The sequence below is a fragment of the Streptosporangium amethystogenes subsp. fukuiense genome (assembly GCF_042665875.1).
Taxonomy (GTDB): domain Bacteria; phylum Actinomycetota; class Actinomycetes; order Streptosporangiales; family Streptosporangiaceae; genus Streptosporangium; species Streptosporangium fukuiense.
The window spans coordinates 1,997,749-2,013,097 of record NZ_JBHTEE010000001.1 but is presented as its reverse complement, the minus strand read 5'-3'; the positions used below and the strand labels follow the sequence as shown (position 1 = coordinate 2,013,097).

Here is a 15,349-nt window from a genome sequence, read left to right as displayed (position 1 = left end):
ATATCACCCTTTCACTAATTGATTAGTGAAAGGGTGTTGTATTCGGCCGCCCGATGTCAACCCGCGGTCGTCGGCTTCGTCCAACGGCAGGGCGTGCGGCCTACGAGCCGGCCGTCCGGCCGGCGTGGAGGAGGAGGCGGAGCAGCCGCCCAGGACGTCGAGGTGGGCATGGCCGAGCGGGAATAGCCGGACGGCGCCCTCGTCCTTGACCGGGACACCTTGGGCGCGCAGCTGGTCGACCGCAGCCGGCAGGTATTTCGAGTTCCACAGCGCGACAGCGTTGACGACGGGACCAAGAGCCGCTAGTTGATCTTATGGATATTCCGGTAGCTAGAATTTTCGGATATGGAACTGAGGCAGCTCGAATACTTCGTCGCGGTCGCCGAGGAGCGGAACTTCACCCGGGCGGCCGAGCGGGTGCACATCAGCCAGTCCGGTGTCAGCGCCCAGATCCGCCAGCTGGAACGTGAACTCGGCGCCGAGCTCTTTGACCGGTCGGCGCGCACCGCCACCCTCACCGTCGCGGGAAAGGCCGCGCTCGAACACGCCCGCGCCGCGCTCGCCGCCGCCGGAGCCCTCGGCCAGGCGGTGGGCGAGGTGACCGACCTGATCCGGGGCCGGCTCACCGTCGGCATGGTCATCGGCTGCACCCTCACCCCGCTGTTCGACGCCTTGGCCGCGTTCCACCGGGCGCATCCCGGCGTGGAGATCTCCCTGCTGGAGGACAACTCCGACCGGCTCGTCGAGGAGGTGCGCGCCGGTGCCGTCGACCTGGCTCTCACCGGGACCGCGACCGCCGCCCCGGAGGGGGTGAACGCGTTGACGATCATCAGCGAGCGGCTCGTCGCGGCGGTCCCCGCCGGGCATCCCCTGACCGGGCGGCGTCGGGTCACCCTGCGCGACCTGGGCGCTCACCCGCTCGTGTGCATGCCGCCGGGCACCGGCCTGCGCACGGTGTTCGACCAGGCCTGCGCCGCGCAGGGCCTCCAACCGGTGATCGCACTGCAGGCCAGCGCCGCCGACGCCATCGCCGACCTCGCCACCCGCGGGCTCGCCGTCGCCATCCTCAGCGAGTCGATGGCCGCGCACTACCGTGACCGGCTCACCGCCCTGCTCATCGACGACGTCGAAGCACCCGCCCTGCTCACCCTGGTCTGGAGGAGCACGCACAACCCCGCCGTGCGCGAGCTGCTCGCCCACAGCAGGCGGGCGTTCACGCAGGGGCCTACCGTGACGTGAACGCTCGCGATCCGCCCTCGTTCTCGCCGTGGCGCTCCCGAAATCCTCGGCGTCCCCAAAGCCTCGCGAACCGCGGGCGTCCACGGCACCCTCTGGTGGACGCAGGCGTTCGCCCGACGCGGCGCCGCAACCCGGTCCACCGGAGACGGTGTGCTCACGGCCGCCGGTCATGCCCCTCGAACAGGCCCGCCCCGCGCGGCCGCCGTGGCCCGGCCGACGGACGCCGAGGCGAAGGCGCCGATGACCGGGTGCGGACGGCGTCCGTCGCCGGCCAGTTCCGGCTGGAAGAGGGTGGCAAGGAAGAACGGGTGCTCCGGCAACTCCAGGACCCGCACCAGCCCCGCCTCGTCGTGGCCGGTGAAGCGCAGCCCACCCGCCTCCAGGGCGGGCACGTAGCCGGCGTTGGGGCCGAAGCCGCAGTAGTACCTCTCCACGGTCCTTTCGGCGCCGATGACCCTCTCGGCCAGCGACCCGGGCTCCAGCCGGACGGCGTTCTCATGGCCCGCCAGCGAACACGCCAGCGGCAGCAGCAGGAGGTTCTCGGCGTCCGGATCGTTCTCGGCGTGGGCGACGGGCATGTCCAGCACATTGCGCGCGTACTCCAGCAGGGCGTGCTGGAAACCTCCGCAGGTGCCCAGGAACGGGATGCCGTGCTCGCGGGCGGTGCGGGCGGCGTTCAGTGCGCCGGCCTCGCTGCGATACGGGCTGCCGGGCAGCATCCAGATGCCGTCGAACCCCTCAAGGCCGACGGTGTCGGTCGTGGGGATCCAGTAGGCGTCCAGGTTCAGCCCGTCGCGCTCGCGCAGCGCCTCCAGCAGCGTGGGAATGCGGGTGTGAGACTGGACGGCCGGTGACCTGTCGCCTACCAGGGCGATCCTCGCGGTGCTCATGCCCCGATCCTGGCCCGGCCACCGGGGTAAGCGCCAACGATGATCACTGCTGGGCCGATAAGCGATACTGATGCTTCGTGGACCCGCATCTGTTGCGCACGTTCGTGCTCGTCGCCGACCGGCGTTCCTTCTCCGCCGCCGCCGCCGAGCTCGGCTACACCCAGTCGGCGGTCTCCCAGCAGATCGCCGCACTGGAGGCCGACCTGGGACTGGTGTTGCTGAGCCGCCGTCCGGTAGTGCCCACTTTGGCGGGGGAGCGTCTGCTGGAACACGCCGGACCGCTGCTGCTGCGCCACCGGGCCGCCCGCGCCGACGTGCTGCGTGCCGCCGCGGGCCCGGCCGGGCGGCTGAGCGTGGTGGCCTCCCCGCTGGCCTGCGTCCCGGCGATCGCCCGGGGCCTGTCTTCGGCCGCATCGGACGGGCTGGAGGTGCGGCTGCGCACCGTCGCCCGTGAGCGTGTCGCCGACGAGGTCGCCTCGGGCTCGGCCGGCCTCGGCCTCGTCGACGGGATCACCGCGCCCGGCGATCCGTTGCGGCTGCCGGACGCAGGGCCGCTGTCAGGTTTCGGGGTCGCCGAGGAAGAGCTGGTGGTGGTGTTGCCCGCCGGCCACCCGCTCTCACACCGCGACGGCCTGGCGCTGAGCGACCTGACCGACGCGCTGTGGTTGCGGGCGCCGGTCGCCGTACCGGTGGAGCGGCTGCGCGAGCTGGCCGGCGGGGGCGGGTTTCGCGCCGCGCTGCGCTACGACGGCGAGGACCTGCACACGGCGGTGAATCTGGCCGCCGCGGGCAACGGCCTGGTCCTGCTGCCCGCCTCGGCGACGGCCGGAGTGGCGCGGGGGGTGCCACTGATCGCGCCGCGGGTGGTGCACCGGGTGGAGGTCGTGTACGCCGGGCCCGCGGGCCCGGCCGCCGCGCTCGCCGCTCAGCTGCGCCAGCCGCCCTCGTCCACCCCGCCGGGCACCTTCGCCCGCGGATCGTAGGGGGTACGGGTGAAGACGAAGGTGTTGAGATCCAGGTGGCTGGGTGAGCCGTCGGGCCCGCGGACCACGCGCAGGGTCTCACCCGCGTAGTAGCCCTCCAGTCCCAGCCAGGTCCCGTCGGCCTGGGCGGCGAACCGGGAGGCCCGGCCGGCGCCGCCGACCGTGTTGAGGCAGACCCCGCCTTCGGGCAGCAGCCGCAGCACGTAGGCGCTGGGCCCCCAGTACCAGGGGCCGGTCAGCTCCAGCAGGCCCGCGTCGTCGGCGACGGGCACCCACTCCTCGGGCAGGCGCGGCTCGTGCTGGTCGAGGATCGCCAGCAGGTCGGTCAGCAGGCCGCGGCTGACACCCGAGGTGGAGTTGGCCGTGAACAGCACGCCGACCCTGTCGGAGGGGTCGGCCCACACCGTGGCCAAGAAGCCCGGCATGGAACCGGTGTGACCGGCCAGGCGGCGGCCGTTCGCGCGGGCCAGTTGCAGCCCCAGACCGTACCCGCCGGTCCAGGCGTCGCCGTCGTCGACGGTCGCGGGTTCGCGCATCTCGGCCACGGTGGCCGGGGCGAGCACGTCTCCGGTGTCGCCGGCCACGAACGCCGCCCACCGGGCGAGGTCGGCGGGGGTGGACCACAGCTGCCCGGCGGGAGCCATGGCGAGCGCGTCGTGCTCGGGCTCGGGCAGCAGTACGTCCGCCCAGGGGTGCACGGCGTAGCCGTGCGCGTGCGGCGCGCGCGGCCGGGTCGTGGTGTCGCGCATGCCCAGCGGCCGCAGGATCTCCTCCTGCACGGCTCGCGCCCAGCTCACGCCACGATGGCGGGCCACCAACTCGCCCAGCAGGGCGAAGCCCACGTTGGAGTAGTGGTAGCGGCGCCCGGGACGGTGCTTGGCGGTGTCGGGCCCGAGCGCGGCGACCAGTTCCTCGGCCGACATGCCCGGGGTCCGCTCCCACCACTGGCCCGGCGACTCGGCACTGAGCCCGGAGGTGTGCGACAGCAACTGGGCGACGGTCACCTCGCCGACGCCGATCCCAAGACCGGGGACGTGCTTGGAGACCGGGTCGAGCAGATCCACCCTTCCCTCGTCGCGCAGGCGCATGACCACGACCGCGACCAGGCTCTTGGTGATCGAGCCGATGCGGTACTGGGTGAGGGGGGTGGGGGCGGCCCCCTCCACCCGGCCTCGCGCGCCGAACCAGGCGAGCTCCCCGTCGCGCACCACCGCGGCGGTCAGCGAGGGCAGGCGCCCCTGGGACTGCTCCACCGCGACCCTGCGCAGCAGCGCGCGAGCCGTACTCTCCAGAACCGGCGACATGAGATGGCCCCTCCCCGACACGACAAAAAGTGCCCCCAGGTTAGTGCCGCCCGGGCCTGGAGGGCATCGCCTGCGGCTTCGCCTGAGTGATCGCCGTGTACGGCTCGCGGTGGTATGCGGGAGATGTCGGTCCGCGGGAGACGAAGGCCTCTCAGGCCCCGGCCAGGAAGTCGCCGATCCGGCCGGCGACGGCGGGGTAGTCCTCGGCGAACCAGATGAAGTGGCTGGCGGCCCTGCTCTCGACGAGTTCGGCCCTGGACAGGCGGGCCATCAGCGATTCGGCGTGGGCGTAGGGCATGGCGCCGTCGTTGCGGCTGGCGATGACCAGGGCCGGTTGGGTCACCTCACCGGTCACGTCGAGGCAGGGGCGCAGGTCGTTGAGGAAGCCGCTGCCCGAGCGCATCCGGGAGAAGAGCGTGACCAGCCTCTCCCGGTCTGCGGGGGTGAGGGCGGCGGCGACCCGGCGAGCCGGTTGCGTGGCCAGGTCGGCCAGCATCATCCGCAGCCCGAGAGCGGGGGCCAGGCGCATCAGCGCGTGCACGGCCCCCCAGGTCACCTTCTCGGTGGCGGGGGAGAAGACGATGTTCGCGGCCAGGCGCGTGCGGCGATCCGGATACGGCAGGAAGCTCAGGGCGCTTTCCAAGATGAGCCGCCGCACCAGGCCGGGGTGCCGGGCGGCCATCGTCACCGCGGTCGGCCCGCCGGCCGACACCCCGACGACCGCGGCCACCCGCCCGATGCCCAGGTGATCGCACAGGTCGGCGACGGCGTCGGCGAAGGCCACCGGGGTCGTGCCCGTCCGCAGCGGAGTGCGGCCGTAGCCGGGCCGGGAAGGCACGAGCAGGCTGTAGCCCAGGTCGAGGAACACCTCCTCCCCGAGTGGGAGATCGGCGCGCATGTGCCCCCCGTGGAACACGATCACGGTGTCCTCTCCCTGCCGCTCCAACCGGTACTCCACCGGGCCCGCGCTCAGTGCGGCCACCGCTGTGCGTTCCTGTGATCCCATGAACTCAACGCCTCTTCGACAAGCTCGGTTGTTTTCCCGCCGGGATACACGCTGCCCGTCTCGCCCGGCGTCTTGGAAGTACGTGGAGCAGACGGATCAGGGGTCGTGCTGCGCCGGCCCCTGATCCTCTTCGGCGAGCGGGTCGCCCGCTGTGGCCGCGCCCGGTGCGGTCGCCTTCGTGGCCGGGCGGCTCTCAGCCGGGCACCACCGCCCGGGCCGGGAGGGCGAACCTGGCGCTTCTGGATTCGGCCGGGGTGCGCACATCCAGCACGTCCCGGCCGACGGCGACCGATGTGATCGCCAGCGGGAGCGCCACCAGCGTGAAGTGCACCCGGGCGTCCAGACCGGCGGCGAGCACGCCGACGCCGGAGCCGGCCAGTGCCCCCAGGCTCCACAGGCCGTGCAGCCCGGACATGACGGACCGGCCGGCCTTCTGTTCGATCAGCACCCCTTGGGCGTTCATCGCGATGTCGGCCAGGGCGGTGGCGACGCCATACAGGAACATGACGGCCCCGAACCAGACCAGGTCGGTGATGAGCGCGGGGATCACAAGCGACGCGCACCACATGACGTTGAGCACGGCTGTCGTCGGGCCGGAGCGGAAGCGCCGGTTGACGGCTGAGGAGAACCGCATTCCGGCCAGTGAGCCGACCGAGGCGAGCAGCAGCCCGAACCCGAGCCCGACCAGGTCTGCCCCAAGGCGGCCGGAGATCCAGGGGAGGCGGGTGGCGAACGTCCCGACGACCACGCCGTGGATGACGAAAAGAACAGAAACAGCGAAGCGGGCACGTGTCACGTGTGCCATCAAACAGGAGGACGGCACGACTAGAACAGTTCAAGCGACCCTCACCGACGGCGGGTTCACCGTGCTCCAGGACGCCGCGCCGCGGCACGTCGTCGAGGTCCGGCGACTGGTCTTCGACCCGCTGACCAAGGCCCAGCAACGCCAGCTCGGCGCGATCGCCACCCGCCTCCTGCGCGTCATCGCCCCCGGCCGTGAGCCCCAAACCCTCCTGAACCCCGCGTCCCGGACTCCCCGGACTCCTCGAAGGCCAGGACGAGCCAGGCGGAGGCTGCGACCGGCTGCCCGAAGGCGCCCGCCCCCGCCGGAAAAGGGACCTTCGGCTCTGACCGCGGCCCCCCAAGGACCCTGGTACACCGGGCGGGCATGACGCACGGTGGGGGCAACACCACGGGGGAGGTGGCCCGATGAGTTCCTTCGGCTACCGGATCCGGTGCCGTCTGCGCCTGCATCGGTTCGACGGCAACCCTCTGCGCAGGCGCTCGGACCGGATCGAGACAGTCGCCCTGCTGGTGAGCCTGCTGCTTTTCGTCGCCGGGCTGTGGCCGGCGGCCGGGCTCGGCCGGCAGGCCTACCAGGACGGCCTGCGGGCCGAGCTCACCGCCCCCTACCGGCGGGCGGTCGCCGCCGAGGTCGTGGACAGCGCCCGCCCGGTGGAGCCCGGCTTCGGCGGGCAGGCGCGCACGGTGCGCTGGAGGCCGGCGAACGGGCCCCCGCGCACCGGCCAGGTCGTGCTCCCCGCGGCGCTACCGGCCGGCTCGCGCATTGAGATCTGGTTGAACGCCGAAGGCAGGCTCACCGATCCGCCGCAGAGCCGGGTGGAGACGGTCACGGTCGCCGCGCTCACCGCGATCGCAGTGATGGTGGGTGTCTCGACGGTCTCGCTGGTCTTCCTGACCGGCCTGCGGGTGCTGCTGAACCGCCACCGTGACGCCGAATGGGAAAGGGCGTGGTCCCTCGCCGACCAGCGATGGCACCGGCCGAAGCAGGGCTGACCTCTGCCGTCGTTCCCCCGGGGAGGCGCGCATCGCGGTCATTTCGACAAGACATGAGACACGACGGGAGGGCCGGATCCACGCGCCTGCACCGCTTGGACCGCCGGCTGTGTCGCGGGGGCCGGCCCAACCGCCTGGCGCGGGCGATCAACGGGGCCTGGGTCACCGTGTTCGCAACCGGGATCCTGCAGCCGGACCGGATGGTGACCCTGCGGGTGCTGGGCCGGCGTGGCGGCGCCGGTCACCGACCCGGACGCCAGGGAGGGAAGGACCTGTCTCACCTGGACTTCAGGGCTTTCGGCCCTACCGTGACCCGGCTACATGACGAACACTGCGGGGGAGGCGGCGGAACCGCCGAGGAGGCCAGGTTGATGATCACACGGATTCGGCTGCGCTTCCGGCATGCGACGGGTAAGGCGAAGTCAGGACCTCCGAACGAGCCGACGCCGACGCCTCCGCCGTCCGCCGGTTGGCGACGCTGGCTGTTGCCGATCGGCATGGCGTTGATCGTGCTGTGGCTGCTGGTGCCTCTCGTGTTCACCGGGCCGGCGGCCGCTTCGTACTCCTACACCGACTTCGTGACCAAGGTGAGCACCGGACAGGTGAAGGCGGTGACAATCGACGATCAAGGTGCGGTGTCCGGCAGCCTGAACAACGGCACGAAGTTCACCACTCAGATCCCCACGGCACTCGACGTCGGCCAGCTGGAACCCCGGCTTCGAGCTGAGCACGTCCAGATCACCGCGACCCGGGCGGACAACTCGCTGTCGTCGATCCTGGCGGGCTTCCTGCCGCTGGCGCTGTTCATCGGCCTGATCATGTGGATGGGACGGCAGGCACAGCAGTCCCTGGCCGGCGGTCTCGGAGGCTTCGGCCGATCACGAGCGAAGATCATCGAGGCGCAGCGGCCGACGACCCGGTTCGGCGACGTCGCCGGCTATGACGGCGTCAAGCAGGAGATCGGCGAGGTGGTGGACTTCCTGCGCGCGCCCGACCGATACGCGGCGGCGGGGGCGAAACCACCCCGAGGGGTGATCATGGTCGGCCCGCCGGGAACCGGCAAGACACTCCTCGCCCGGGCGGTGGCCGGTGAGGCGTCCGTGCCGTTCCTGTCGGTCACCGGCTCGGGATTCGTGGAGATGTTCGTCGGCGTGGGTGCTTCCCGGGTCCGCGACCTCTTCGACGAGGCACGCAGGCGTGCCCCCTCGATCATTTTCATCGACGAGATCGACGCCATCGGCGGTCGCCGCGGCAGGACGACCATCGGCGGTAACGACGAGCGAGAACAGACGCTCAACCAGTTGCTGGCGGAGATGGACGGCTTTGATCAAAGCAGCGGGATCGTCGTGATGGCCGCGACCAACCGGCCCGAGACCCTTGACCCAGCCCTGCTGCGCCCCGGCCGTTTCGACCGGCAGGTCACGGTCCCTCTGCCCAACCAGGCCGAACGCGCGGCGATCCTGGCCGTGCACGCCTCCGGCAAGCATCTGGCCCCGGACACCGATCTGAGCGTGATCGCCCGCGCCACCCCGGGATTCTCCGGCGCCGACCTGGCCAACCTCGTCAACGAAGCCGCGATCAACGCGGTCAGGGCGGGCCGCACGACCATCGACGCCCAAGATCTCGACTCGGCACGTGACCGGGTGCTGCTCGGCCGGCGGGAGACCTCCAACGCCCTGCTCCCGCAGGAACGGCGCGCGGTGGCCGTGCACGAGTCCGGGCACGCCCTGCTCGCCGCGTTGTGCGAGAACGCCGATCCGGTCGCGAAGGTGACCATCCTGCCCGCCGGCCTGACCCTCGGCGTCACCGAGCAACTGCCCGAGGCCGAGCGGCACCTCTACAGCGAGAGCTACCTGGCCGACCTGCTCGCGGTGCGGCTCGGCGGCCGGGCCGCGGAACTGGTCGTCTTCGGGGAGGGTTCCACCGGCGCCGCCAACGACCTCGCGGCCGCCACCCAGATCGCCACCCGCATGGTGCGCGACTTCGGCCTGTCACCCGCGCTCGGTCCGGTCGGCTACTCCTGCGCCGCTCCTCAGTATCTCGGCGAGGACGTCGAAGACCTCCGGCACAGGTCGTACTCCGAACGGACCCAGCAGATCATCGACGAAGAGGTCACCCGGTTGCTCAGCGGGGCGGAGAAACGCGCCGTCGACCTGCTGCGCGCCCACCGTGGCGCCCTCGACCGGCTCGCCGTGATCCTGGTCGAACGCGAGACCGTCGACGGCGACGTCGTCGGCGACGTGCTGCGAGAGGAACAGCGGGCGGTCGCCTCCCTGAAGGCCGGCGCCGGTTGAACCGCGAGCTTCTTCGCCACTCGCGCCCTCGCAAGGTGCCCGGCCGAAAGGGAGGGCCATGCCCTCGGTGCCGGCCCTGACGACAGCCAAAGTGATCATGGTGATCGCCCGCATGGGCTGTCCTGCTTCCGCCCTGCTTCCACGCTGATCAGGGGTCTTGTACATGGATAGGGCAGAAGGCCCCGACCGGGTGGGACTTCCGTACCTGCCGCCCCTGCCGGGCCGGTCACATGCTGGAACGACATCCTCACCGCCGTCGAGGAGGCTGCGATGACGTGGGATCCGATCCCCAAAAGCCGGCAGCAGGCCGACGGGGCCAACCTGACGGACTACGAGCGTGAACGCCGTGAGTTCTCCTGGCGGGCGGCCCGGCGATCGCTGCGTGGCCTGCCCGGCGGCCGGGGCCTGAACATCGCCTACGAGGCCGTGGACCGCCATCTGGACACTCCCCGATGCGACCAGGTGGCGCTGCGGTGCGTCGGCAGGGACGGCACGGTGACCGAGTTGACCTACCGGGACATGCACCTTGCCACCAACCGCTTCGCGGGCGTGCTGCGCGGGCTGGGGGTGGGCAGAGGCGAACGAGTGTTCACGCTGCTCGGCCGCGTGCCCGACCTCTACATCGCCGTCCTCGGCACGCTGAAGAATCTCAGCGTGCTGTCGCCGCTTTTCTCCGCCTTCGGCCCCGAGCCGATCCGCGAGCGGCTGCGCCTCGGCGACGGGCGGGTGCTGGTGACCACTCCGGAGCTCTACACGCGGAAGATCGCCGCGATCCGCGAGTCCCTGCCCGGCCTGAAGCATGTCCTGCTCACCGGGCGCGGCCCCGCGCCTGAGGGCACCTTGTCGCTGGGCGAGCTGATGGCCGGGGCACCCGCCGGGTTCGAGATCGCACCCACCGATCCCGAGGACATGGCGCTCCTGCACTTCACCAGCGGGACCACCGGCAGGCCGAAGGGGGTGGTGCACGTGCACGAGGCCGTGCTCGCCCACCGCGTCACCGCGGCCTACGCGCTCGACCTGCGGCCTTCGGACGTCTTCTGGTGCACCGCCGACCCCGGTTGGGTCACCGGCATGTCGTACGGCGTCATCGCGCCCCTCAGCCTCGGCCTCACCCTCGTGACCGACGCGGGCGAGTTCGACGCGCGACGCTGGTACCGCGTTCTGCAGGACCAGCGGGTGAACGTCTGGTACACCTCACCGACGGCGCTGCGCATGCTCATGCGCCACGGCGGCGCCCCCGCCGGCGAGTACGACCTGTCCGAGCTGCGGTTCGTCGCCAGTGTGGGAGAGCCGCTCAATCCCGAGGTGGCCGTCTGGGGCCTGCACACGCTCGGCCTGCCGGTCCATGACAACTGGTGGCAGACGGAAACGGGCGCCATCATGATCGGCAACTTCGCCGCGACGGACATCAAGCCGGGCTCCATGGGACGCCCGCTGCCCGGAATAGCGGCGGCGGTACTGGAGCGCGGCGAGGACGGCCGCGCCCGCGTCGTCGACGGGCATGTACGGGTGATCGAGGAGCCCGGGGTCGAGGGGGAACTCGCCCTGCGCCCCGGCTGGCCCTCGATGTTCCGCGGCTACCTGAACGAGCCGGAACGGTATGCCAACGCGTTCGCCGGAGGCTGGTACCTGTCCGGCGACATCGCGCGTGAAGACGAGGACGGGTATTTCTGGTTCGTCGCCCGCGCCGACGACGTCATCAAGTCCGCCGGCCACCTCATCGGGCCGTTCGAGGTCGAGAGCGTGCTGATGGAGCACCCCGCCGTCGCCGAAGCCGGGGTGATCGGCAAGCCCGACCCGATGGCCGGTGAACTGGTGAAGGCCTTCGTCACGCTCAACCCCGGGTTCGAACCCGGCGACGGGCTCCGGCTGGAACTGATCGCCTTCGGCCGCCGCCGGCTGGGCGCGGTGGCCCCCAAGGAGATCACCTTTGACCAGAGTCTTCCCCACACCCGCAGCGGCAAGGTGATGCGCCGCCTGCTGAGGGCCCGTGAACTCGGCCTGCCCGAAGGCGACACCTCCACTGTCGAACACCCCGTCCCCATGGTTCCGGGCCGCCTGAAGCCTCTCGCGTCGCCCGAGCCGCCGTGAACGCGGCAAGGACGCATCCGGGCTCAGCCCGTTTCCGCGTGGGCGGCCAGGAAACCCGCCCCGCCCGCCACGGTGGTGAACGCGGGGTAGTCGTCCTCCTCGATACGCAGACCGCTGGTGGCGCTCAGCGTCTCCACGTAGCTGAGGAAGTCCAGCGAGTCCATCTCCAGGACCTCGCGGACGTCGGCGTCGGTGGCCAGCGCCGCCAGGTCGGCATCCGGCACCACCCGCAGCAGAGCGTCTTCGATGATTTCCTGTGCCTGTCGCGGGGTCATAGCGCCTCCGGGTGGCTGAGCAGCCGGTCCACCGCGGTGAGGAAACGGGCGCCGATATAGCCGTCGGTGGCCCGGTGGTCGGCGGCGAGGGTGACAGTGACCAGGGGGCGGACGCCGAGCAGCCCGCCGACGGCCCAGGGACGCTCCAGGATCTTGCCGAAGCCGACGAGGGCCACCTGCGGCGGGTAGATGACGCCGTGAACCGTTTCGACTCCCTGGTCGCCCAGGTTGGTGACGGTGATGGTCGCCTCGGTCATCTCGGCGCCACGCAGCCGCCCGGTGCGGGCCCGGCAGACCAGGTCCTTCAACGCGGCCATCAGGTCTGCGAGATCACGGCCGGCGGCGTCGTGAAGGGCGGGCGCGATCAGGCCGCCGCCCTTGAGGGAGATCGCCACCCCCAGGTGCACCGCCTCACCGGGGGCGAAGGCGTCGTCGAGCCAGAAGCCGTTCAGTTCCGGGACCTCCCCGGCGGCGCGGGCGGCCGCCGCCAGGAGCAGGGCTACGGGAAGCAGGCGCCGAGCCACCGGCAGGTCCCGGTTACGCTCGCGCAGCCACGCGAGCGCGGCTCCCACGTCCACGGTCGTGCTCAGGTGGTAGTGCGGGATCTCCCGGTTGGATCTGGTCATCGCCCTCGCGATCGCCTGACGCATCGCGTCTCGCCGAGGCTCCAGGCCAGGTCCCCGCACGGGCTGCGCGCCCGCGAGGAGCGCCGTCCGCTCGGATGCGGCTCGCGCCGTCCCCTCTGCCGACCCCGGCCGGGCGCCGCGTGCGGCCACGGTGCGCACGTCGCCGGCGCGAATCGCCCCGGTGCGGCCTGTAGCGGGGACGCCGGCCAGATCCACGCCGAGTTCCAGGGCAAGCCTGCGGGCCAGTGGCGATGCCCTCACCCGGTCGGGGGCGCCGGTGCGTTCGACATCCGCGCGGGTCACCCGGCCCCCTGGCCCCGTCCCGTGCACGACCGCCTCCTCCACCCCCCGTTGCTCGGCCAGATGCCGCACGAGCGGTGAGGTGATGGGCGACGGAGCACGCGGCTCACCCGATTCCGGCTCACCGGCGGACGGCGCGGTCCTTCGCCGTGCTCGCTCCTGCCCGAGGGCGGCGGCGGCCGCCGGCCGGCGGCCGGGCGGACGGCGCTTGGCGGTGGCCGAGGCGGCGGTGATGACGGCCAGAGGTGTCCCGACGGGGACCCGTTCGCCGATCCCGGCCACCAGGCTCTCCACCGTGCCGGTGTGGAACGACTCGACCTCGATCAGAGCCTTGTCGGTGTCGATCACGGCGACGGTGTCGCCCCTGCGGATCCGGTCCCCGGGTTTGACCAGCCATTCGGCGACGGTGCCCGACTCCATGTCGGCACCGAGCGAGGGCATCACGAACTCCCAGCGCTCCTCCGTCATGAGGTGACCACCTCCCGCACGGTCGTGACGATCGCGGCCACCTGGGGGATGGCCGCCTCCTCCAGGTGGCGGGCGTAGGGGATCGGGACTTCCGCACTGCACAGCCGTCCGATCGGCGCGTCCAGGGTGTAGAAGGCCTGCTCGACGATACGGATGCCGATCTCGGCCGACAGGCTGCCCGAACGCCAGCCCTCGTCGACGATGACGGCCCGGTGCGTCCGGCCGACCGACTCCATGATCACGGTGTCGTCGAGAGGGCGCAGGACCCGCAGATCGATCACGTCCGCCTCGATGCCCTCGGCGGCGAGCGCGTCGGCGGCCGACAGCGTCTTGGCGACGGTGCCGCCGTAGGCGATCAGTGTGACGTCCCCGCCGGACCGCCGCAGCGCGGCGCGGGTGATGTCCACCGGCCCGGGACGCACCACCCCCGACATGGCGTACAGCCCACCGTGCTCGAAGATCAGGACAGGGTCGGGGTCCTCCAGCGCGGGCCAGAGCATGCCGCGGGCGTCCTCCAAGGTGGCGGGAGCGAGGATCCTCAGCCCTGGGATGTGGGCGTACCAGCCTTCCAGGCTGTGCGAATGCTGGGCGGCGAGCTGCCGCCCAGCGCCGGTGGTCATCCGGATCACCAGCGGGACGTTGAACTGGCCGCCGGACATGTGCAGCAGCGTCGCGGCGTTGTTCAGGATCTGATCCAGGGCCAGCAGACTGAAGTTGACCGTCATGATCTCCACGATCGGCCGCATTCCGCCCAGTGCCGCCCCGATACCGGCACCAACGAACGCCGACTCCGACAGCGGGGTGTCACGGATGCGCTCGGGACCGAACTCCTCCAGCAGTCCCAGGCTCACCGCGAAGCAGCCGCCGTAGGCGCCGATGTCCTCGCCCATGAGGAACACGCGCTCGTCACGGCACATCGCCTCGCGGATCGCCTCCCGCACGGCCTCGCGATACGTCGTGGTCTGGCTCACCAGGCCACCCCCACCGGCCTCACAGTCGTGCCACCGGCGGGCGGCCTGTCGCTGTAGAGGAAACGGGTGAGGTCCTCCACCGGCTCGACGGGCGCCTGCTCGGCGAAGGCGATCGCCTGGTCGATCTCCGCGGACACCTCCTTCTCCAGCACGGCGAGATCGTCATCGACGATCTCCCGCGCGGCCCTCATCCGCGCGACGAGGGCGTCGATCGGATCTCGCTTCTTCCACCGCTCGATCTCGGCCTTGTCCCGGTAGCGGTCAGGGTCGTACATCGAGTGCGCGCGGAAGCGGTAGGTGCGCAGTTCGAGGAAGTGCGGCCCGGCCCCGGCGCGGATCGACTCCACGGCCCTGGAGGCGGCGTCGGCGACCGCGTGGACGTCCATCCCGTCCACCGGCCAGGCCACGACGTCGTAGCCCGCCGCCCGGAGCGCCAGATCGGTCTCGGCATGGGATCTCGCCAGTGCGGTGCCCATCGCGTACAGGTTGTTCTCGCAGGCGAACAACACCGGCAGCCGCCAGAGCGCGGAGAGGTTGAGACACTCGTGAAACTCGCCCTCGGCCACCGCGCCGTCACCGAAGAAGCACGCCGTCACCCGGTTCCTGCCGCGGAGCCTGTCGGCCAGGGCGAGCCCGACAGCCAGGGGAAGGCCGCCGCCGACGATCGCGTTGCCGCCGTAGAAACGGCGGGCGGCGTCGAAGATGTGCATGGAACCACCCCGGCCCCGGCTGCATCCCGCGGCCTTGCCGTACATCTCGGCCATGATCGCCGTGGCCGGCACCCCGCGGGCGAGTGCGTGCCCGTGCTCGCGGTAGGTGGAGACGACCGCGTCATCCGGGGTGAGCACGTGACAGACCCCGGCGGCCACCGCCTCCTCCCCGATGTAAAGGTGCATGAATCCGCGGATCTTCTCTCCGCTGTACAGCTCGACGCAGCGCTCCTCGAACCGGCGGATGCGCAACATCTGGTGCAGCAACTCCCGGTGCGGTGTGGTCCGCGTCCTGTGTTTCACTGCCATGGGTCTGCCCTCGCTTGCGCGTGCCCGTCTTGTCCACTGTCGACGACGTGTGACGTGGTCGGGCAGAGACGAAGGTCCCACGCCTG

At 71.5% G+C, this 15,349-nt stretch carries 13 protein-coding genes and 1 pseudogene; 5 read left to right on the top strand and 9 right to left on the bottom strand.

From position 1 onward, the window contains the following. Positions 1 to 3 precede the first annotated feature (3 nt). A pseudogene (locus ACFQVD_RS08565) lies at positions 4 to 297 on the bottom strand (Tn3 family transposase); the annotation flags it as partial. 48 nt (positions 298 to 345) lie between these two features. Between ACFQVD_RS08565 and ACFQVD_RS08560 the strand changes: the two are divergent. Next, the gene (locus tag ACFQVD_RS08560; protein ID WP_343971315.1) at positions 346 to 1,239 is read left to right on the top strand and encodes a LysR family transcriptional regulator; all 894 of its coding nucleotides are present in this window, start codon (positions 346 to 348) and stop codon (positions 1,237 to 1,239) included. A 167-nt stretch (positions 1,240 to 1,406) separates the two neighbouring features. Here the strand turns inward: ACFQVD_RS08560 and ACFQVD_RS08555 are convergent, their stop codons facing one another. Continuing rightward, entirely contained in the window at positions 1,407 to 2,129 is a 723-nt protein-coding gene (locus ACFQVD_RS08555) for a CTP synthase C-terminal region-related (seleno)protein (RefSeq protein ID WP_343971317.1), read from the bottom strand. Positions 2,130 to 2,206: 77 nt separating this feature from the next. On the opposite strand from ACFQVD_RS08555, the gene ACFQVD_RS08550 reads away from it, so the two are divergent. Then, complete coding sequence (locus ACFQVD_RS08550) at positions 2,207 to 3,112, top strand: LysR family transcriptional regulator (RefSeq protein WP_364152240.1); 906 nt, start codon at positions 2,207 to 2,209, stop codon at positions 3,110 to 3,112. Here ACFQVD_RS08550 and ACFQVD_RS08545 read toward each other — a convergent pair. The 3 genes from ACFQVD_RS08545 to ACFQVD_RS08535 form a co-directional block, all read right to left on the bottom strand. Next, positions 3,055 to 4,416, bottom strand: a complete 1,362-nt coding sequence (locus ACFQVD_RS08545; RefSeq protein WP_386270793.1) for a serine hydrolase domain-containing protein — start codon at positions 4,414 to 4,416, stop codon at positions 3,055 to 3,057. The genes ACFQVD_RS08550 and ACFQVD_RS08545 overlap by 58 nt on opposite strands. A 151-nt stretch (positions 4,417 to 4,567) precedes the next feature. Then, complete coding sequence (locus ACFQVD_RS08540; protein WP_364152246.1) at positions 4,568 to 5,422, bottom strand: alpha/beta fold hydrolase; 855 nt, start codon at positions 5,420 to 5,422, stop codon at positions 4,568 to 4,570. Between the two features lie 193 nt (positions 5,423 to 5,615). After that, positions 5,616 to 6,218 carry a hypothetical protein gene (locus ACFQVD_RS08535; protein WP_343971326.1) on the bottom strand — a complete coding sequence of 201 codons (603 nt, stop codon included), beginning with the start codon at positions 6,216 to 6,218 and terminating at the stop codon, positions 5,616 to 5,618. A 413-nt stretch (positions 6,219 to 6,631) separates the two neighbouring features. On the opposite strand from ACFQVD_RS08535, the gene ACFQVD_RS08530 reads away from it, so the two are divergent. The 3 genes from ACFQVD_RS08530 (at position 6,632) to acsA (ending at position 11,604) form a co-directional block, all read left to right on the top strand. Continuing rightward, positions 6,632 to 7,219, top strand: a complete 588-nt coding sequence (locus ACFQVD_RS08530; RefSeq protein ID WP_364152250.1) for an Rv1733c family protein — start codon at positions 6,632 to 6,634, stop codon at positions 7,217 to 7,219. 371 nt (positions 7,220 to 7,590) lie between these two features. Further along, positions 7,591 to 9,513: an ATP-dependent zinc metalloprotease FtsH gene (ftsH, locus tag ACFQVD_RS08525; protein WP_343971335.1), complete on the top strand. Its 1,923-nt coding sequence runs from the start codon at positions 7,591 to 7,593 to the stop codon at positions 9,511 to 9,513. 270 nt (positions 9,514 to 9,783) lie between these two features. Continuing rightward, positions 9,784 to 11,604: an acetate--CoA ligase gene (gene acsA / locus ACFQVD_RS08520; protein WP_343971339.1), complete on the top strand. Its 1,821-nt coding sequence runs from the start codon at positions 9,784 to 9,786 to the stop codon at positions 11,602 to 11,604. A gap of 23 nt (positions 11,605 to 11,627) precedes the next feature. Here the strand turns inward: acsA and ACFQVD_RS08515 are convergent, their stop codons facing one another. From ACFQVD_RS08515 to pdhA, 4 genes are read right to left on the bottom strand one after another with little or no spacing between them, the layout of a single operon-like run. Then, complete coding sequence (locus tag ACFQVD_RS08515) at positions 11,628 to 11,879, bottom strand: hypothetical protein (protein ID WP_343971342.1); 252 nt, start codon at positions 11,877 to 11,879, stop codon at positions 11,628 to 11,630. After that, positions 11,876 to 13,273, bottom strand: coding sequence for a dihydrolipoamide acetyltransferase family protein (locus ACFQVD_RS08510; protein WP_386270789.1), 1,398 nt, complete (start codon positions 13,271 to 13,273; stop codon positions 11,876 to 11,878). The genes ACFQVD_RS08515 and ACFQVD_RS08510 overlap by 4 nt, the downstream gene beginning before the upstream one ends. After that, the gene (locus ACFQVD_RS08505; protein ID WP_343971352.1) at positions 13,270 to 14,244 is read right to left on the bottom strand and encodes an alpha-ketoacid dehydrogenase subunit beta; all 975 of its coding nucleotides are present in this window, start codon (positions 14,242 to 14,244) and stop codon (positions 13,270 to 13,272) included. Before ACFQVD_RS08505 ends, ACFQVD_RS08510 begins: the two co-directional genes overlap by 4 nt. Then, positions 14,241 to 15,263, bottom strand: a complete 1,023-nt coding sequence (pdhA, locus tag ACFQVD_RS08500; protein WP_343971355.1) for a pyruvate dehydrogenase (acetyl-transferring) E1 component subunit alpha — start codon at positions 15,261 to 15,263, stop codon at positions 14,241 to 14,243. Before pdhA ends, ACFQVD_RS08505 begins: the two co-directional genes overlap by 4 nt. Positions 15,264 to 15,349: the final 86 nt, after the last annotated feature.

What these genes read in the sequence shown, in the direction of transcription:
- pdhA (WP_343971355.1), bottom strand. Translation starts at nt 15,263, where the DNA reads ATGGCAGTGAAACACAGGACGCGGACCACACCGCACCGGGAGTTGCTG.
- ACFQVD_RS08560 (WP_343971315.1), top strand. Translation starts at nt 346, where the DNA reads ATGGAACTGAGGCAGCTCGAATACTTCGTCGCGGTCGCCGAGGAGCGG.
- acsA (WP_343971339.1), top strand. Translation starts at nt 9,784, where the DNA reads ATGACGTGGGATCCGATCCCCAAAAGCCGGCAGCAGGCCGACGGGGCC.
- ACFQVD_RS08545 (WP_386270793.1), bottom strand. Translation starts at nt 4,416, where the DNA reads ATGTCGCCGGTTCTGGAGAGTACGGCTCGCGCGCTGCTGCGCAGGGTC.
- ACFQVD_RS08510 (WP_386270789.1), bottom strand. Translation starts at nt 13,273, where the DNA reads ATGACGGAGGAGCGCTGGGAGTTCGTGATGCCCTCGCTCGGTGCCGAC.
- ftsH (WP_343971335.1), top strand. Translation starts at nt 7,591, where the DNA reads ATGATCACACGGATTCGGCTGCGCTTCCGGCATGCGACGGGTAAGGCG.
- ACFQVD_RS08530 (WP_364152250.1), top strand. Translation starts at nt 6,632, where the DNA reads ATGAGTTCCTTCGGCTACCGGATCCGGTGCCGTCTGCGCCTGCATCGG.
- ACFQVD_RS08515 (WP_343971342.1), bottom strand. Translation starts at nt 11,879, where the DNA reads ATGACCCCGCGACAGGCACAGGAAATCATCGAAGACGCTCTGCTGCGG.
- ACFQVD_RS08555 (WP_343971317.1), bottom strand. Translation starts at nt 2,129, where the DNA reads ATGAGCACCGCGAGGATCGCCCTGGTAGGCGACAGGTCACCGGCCGTC.
- ACFQVD_RS08540 (WP_364152246.1), bottom strand. Translation starts at nt 5,422, where the DNA reads ATGGGATCACAGGAACGCACAGCGGTGGCCGCACTGAGCGCGGGCCCG.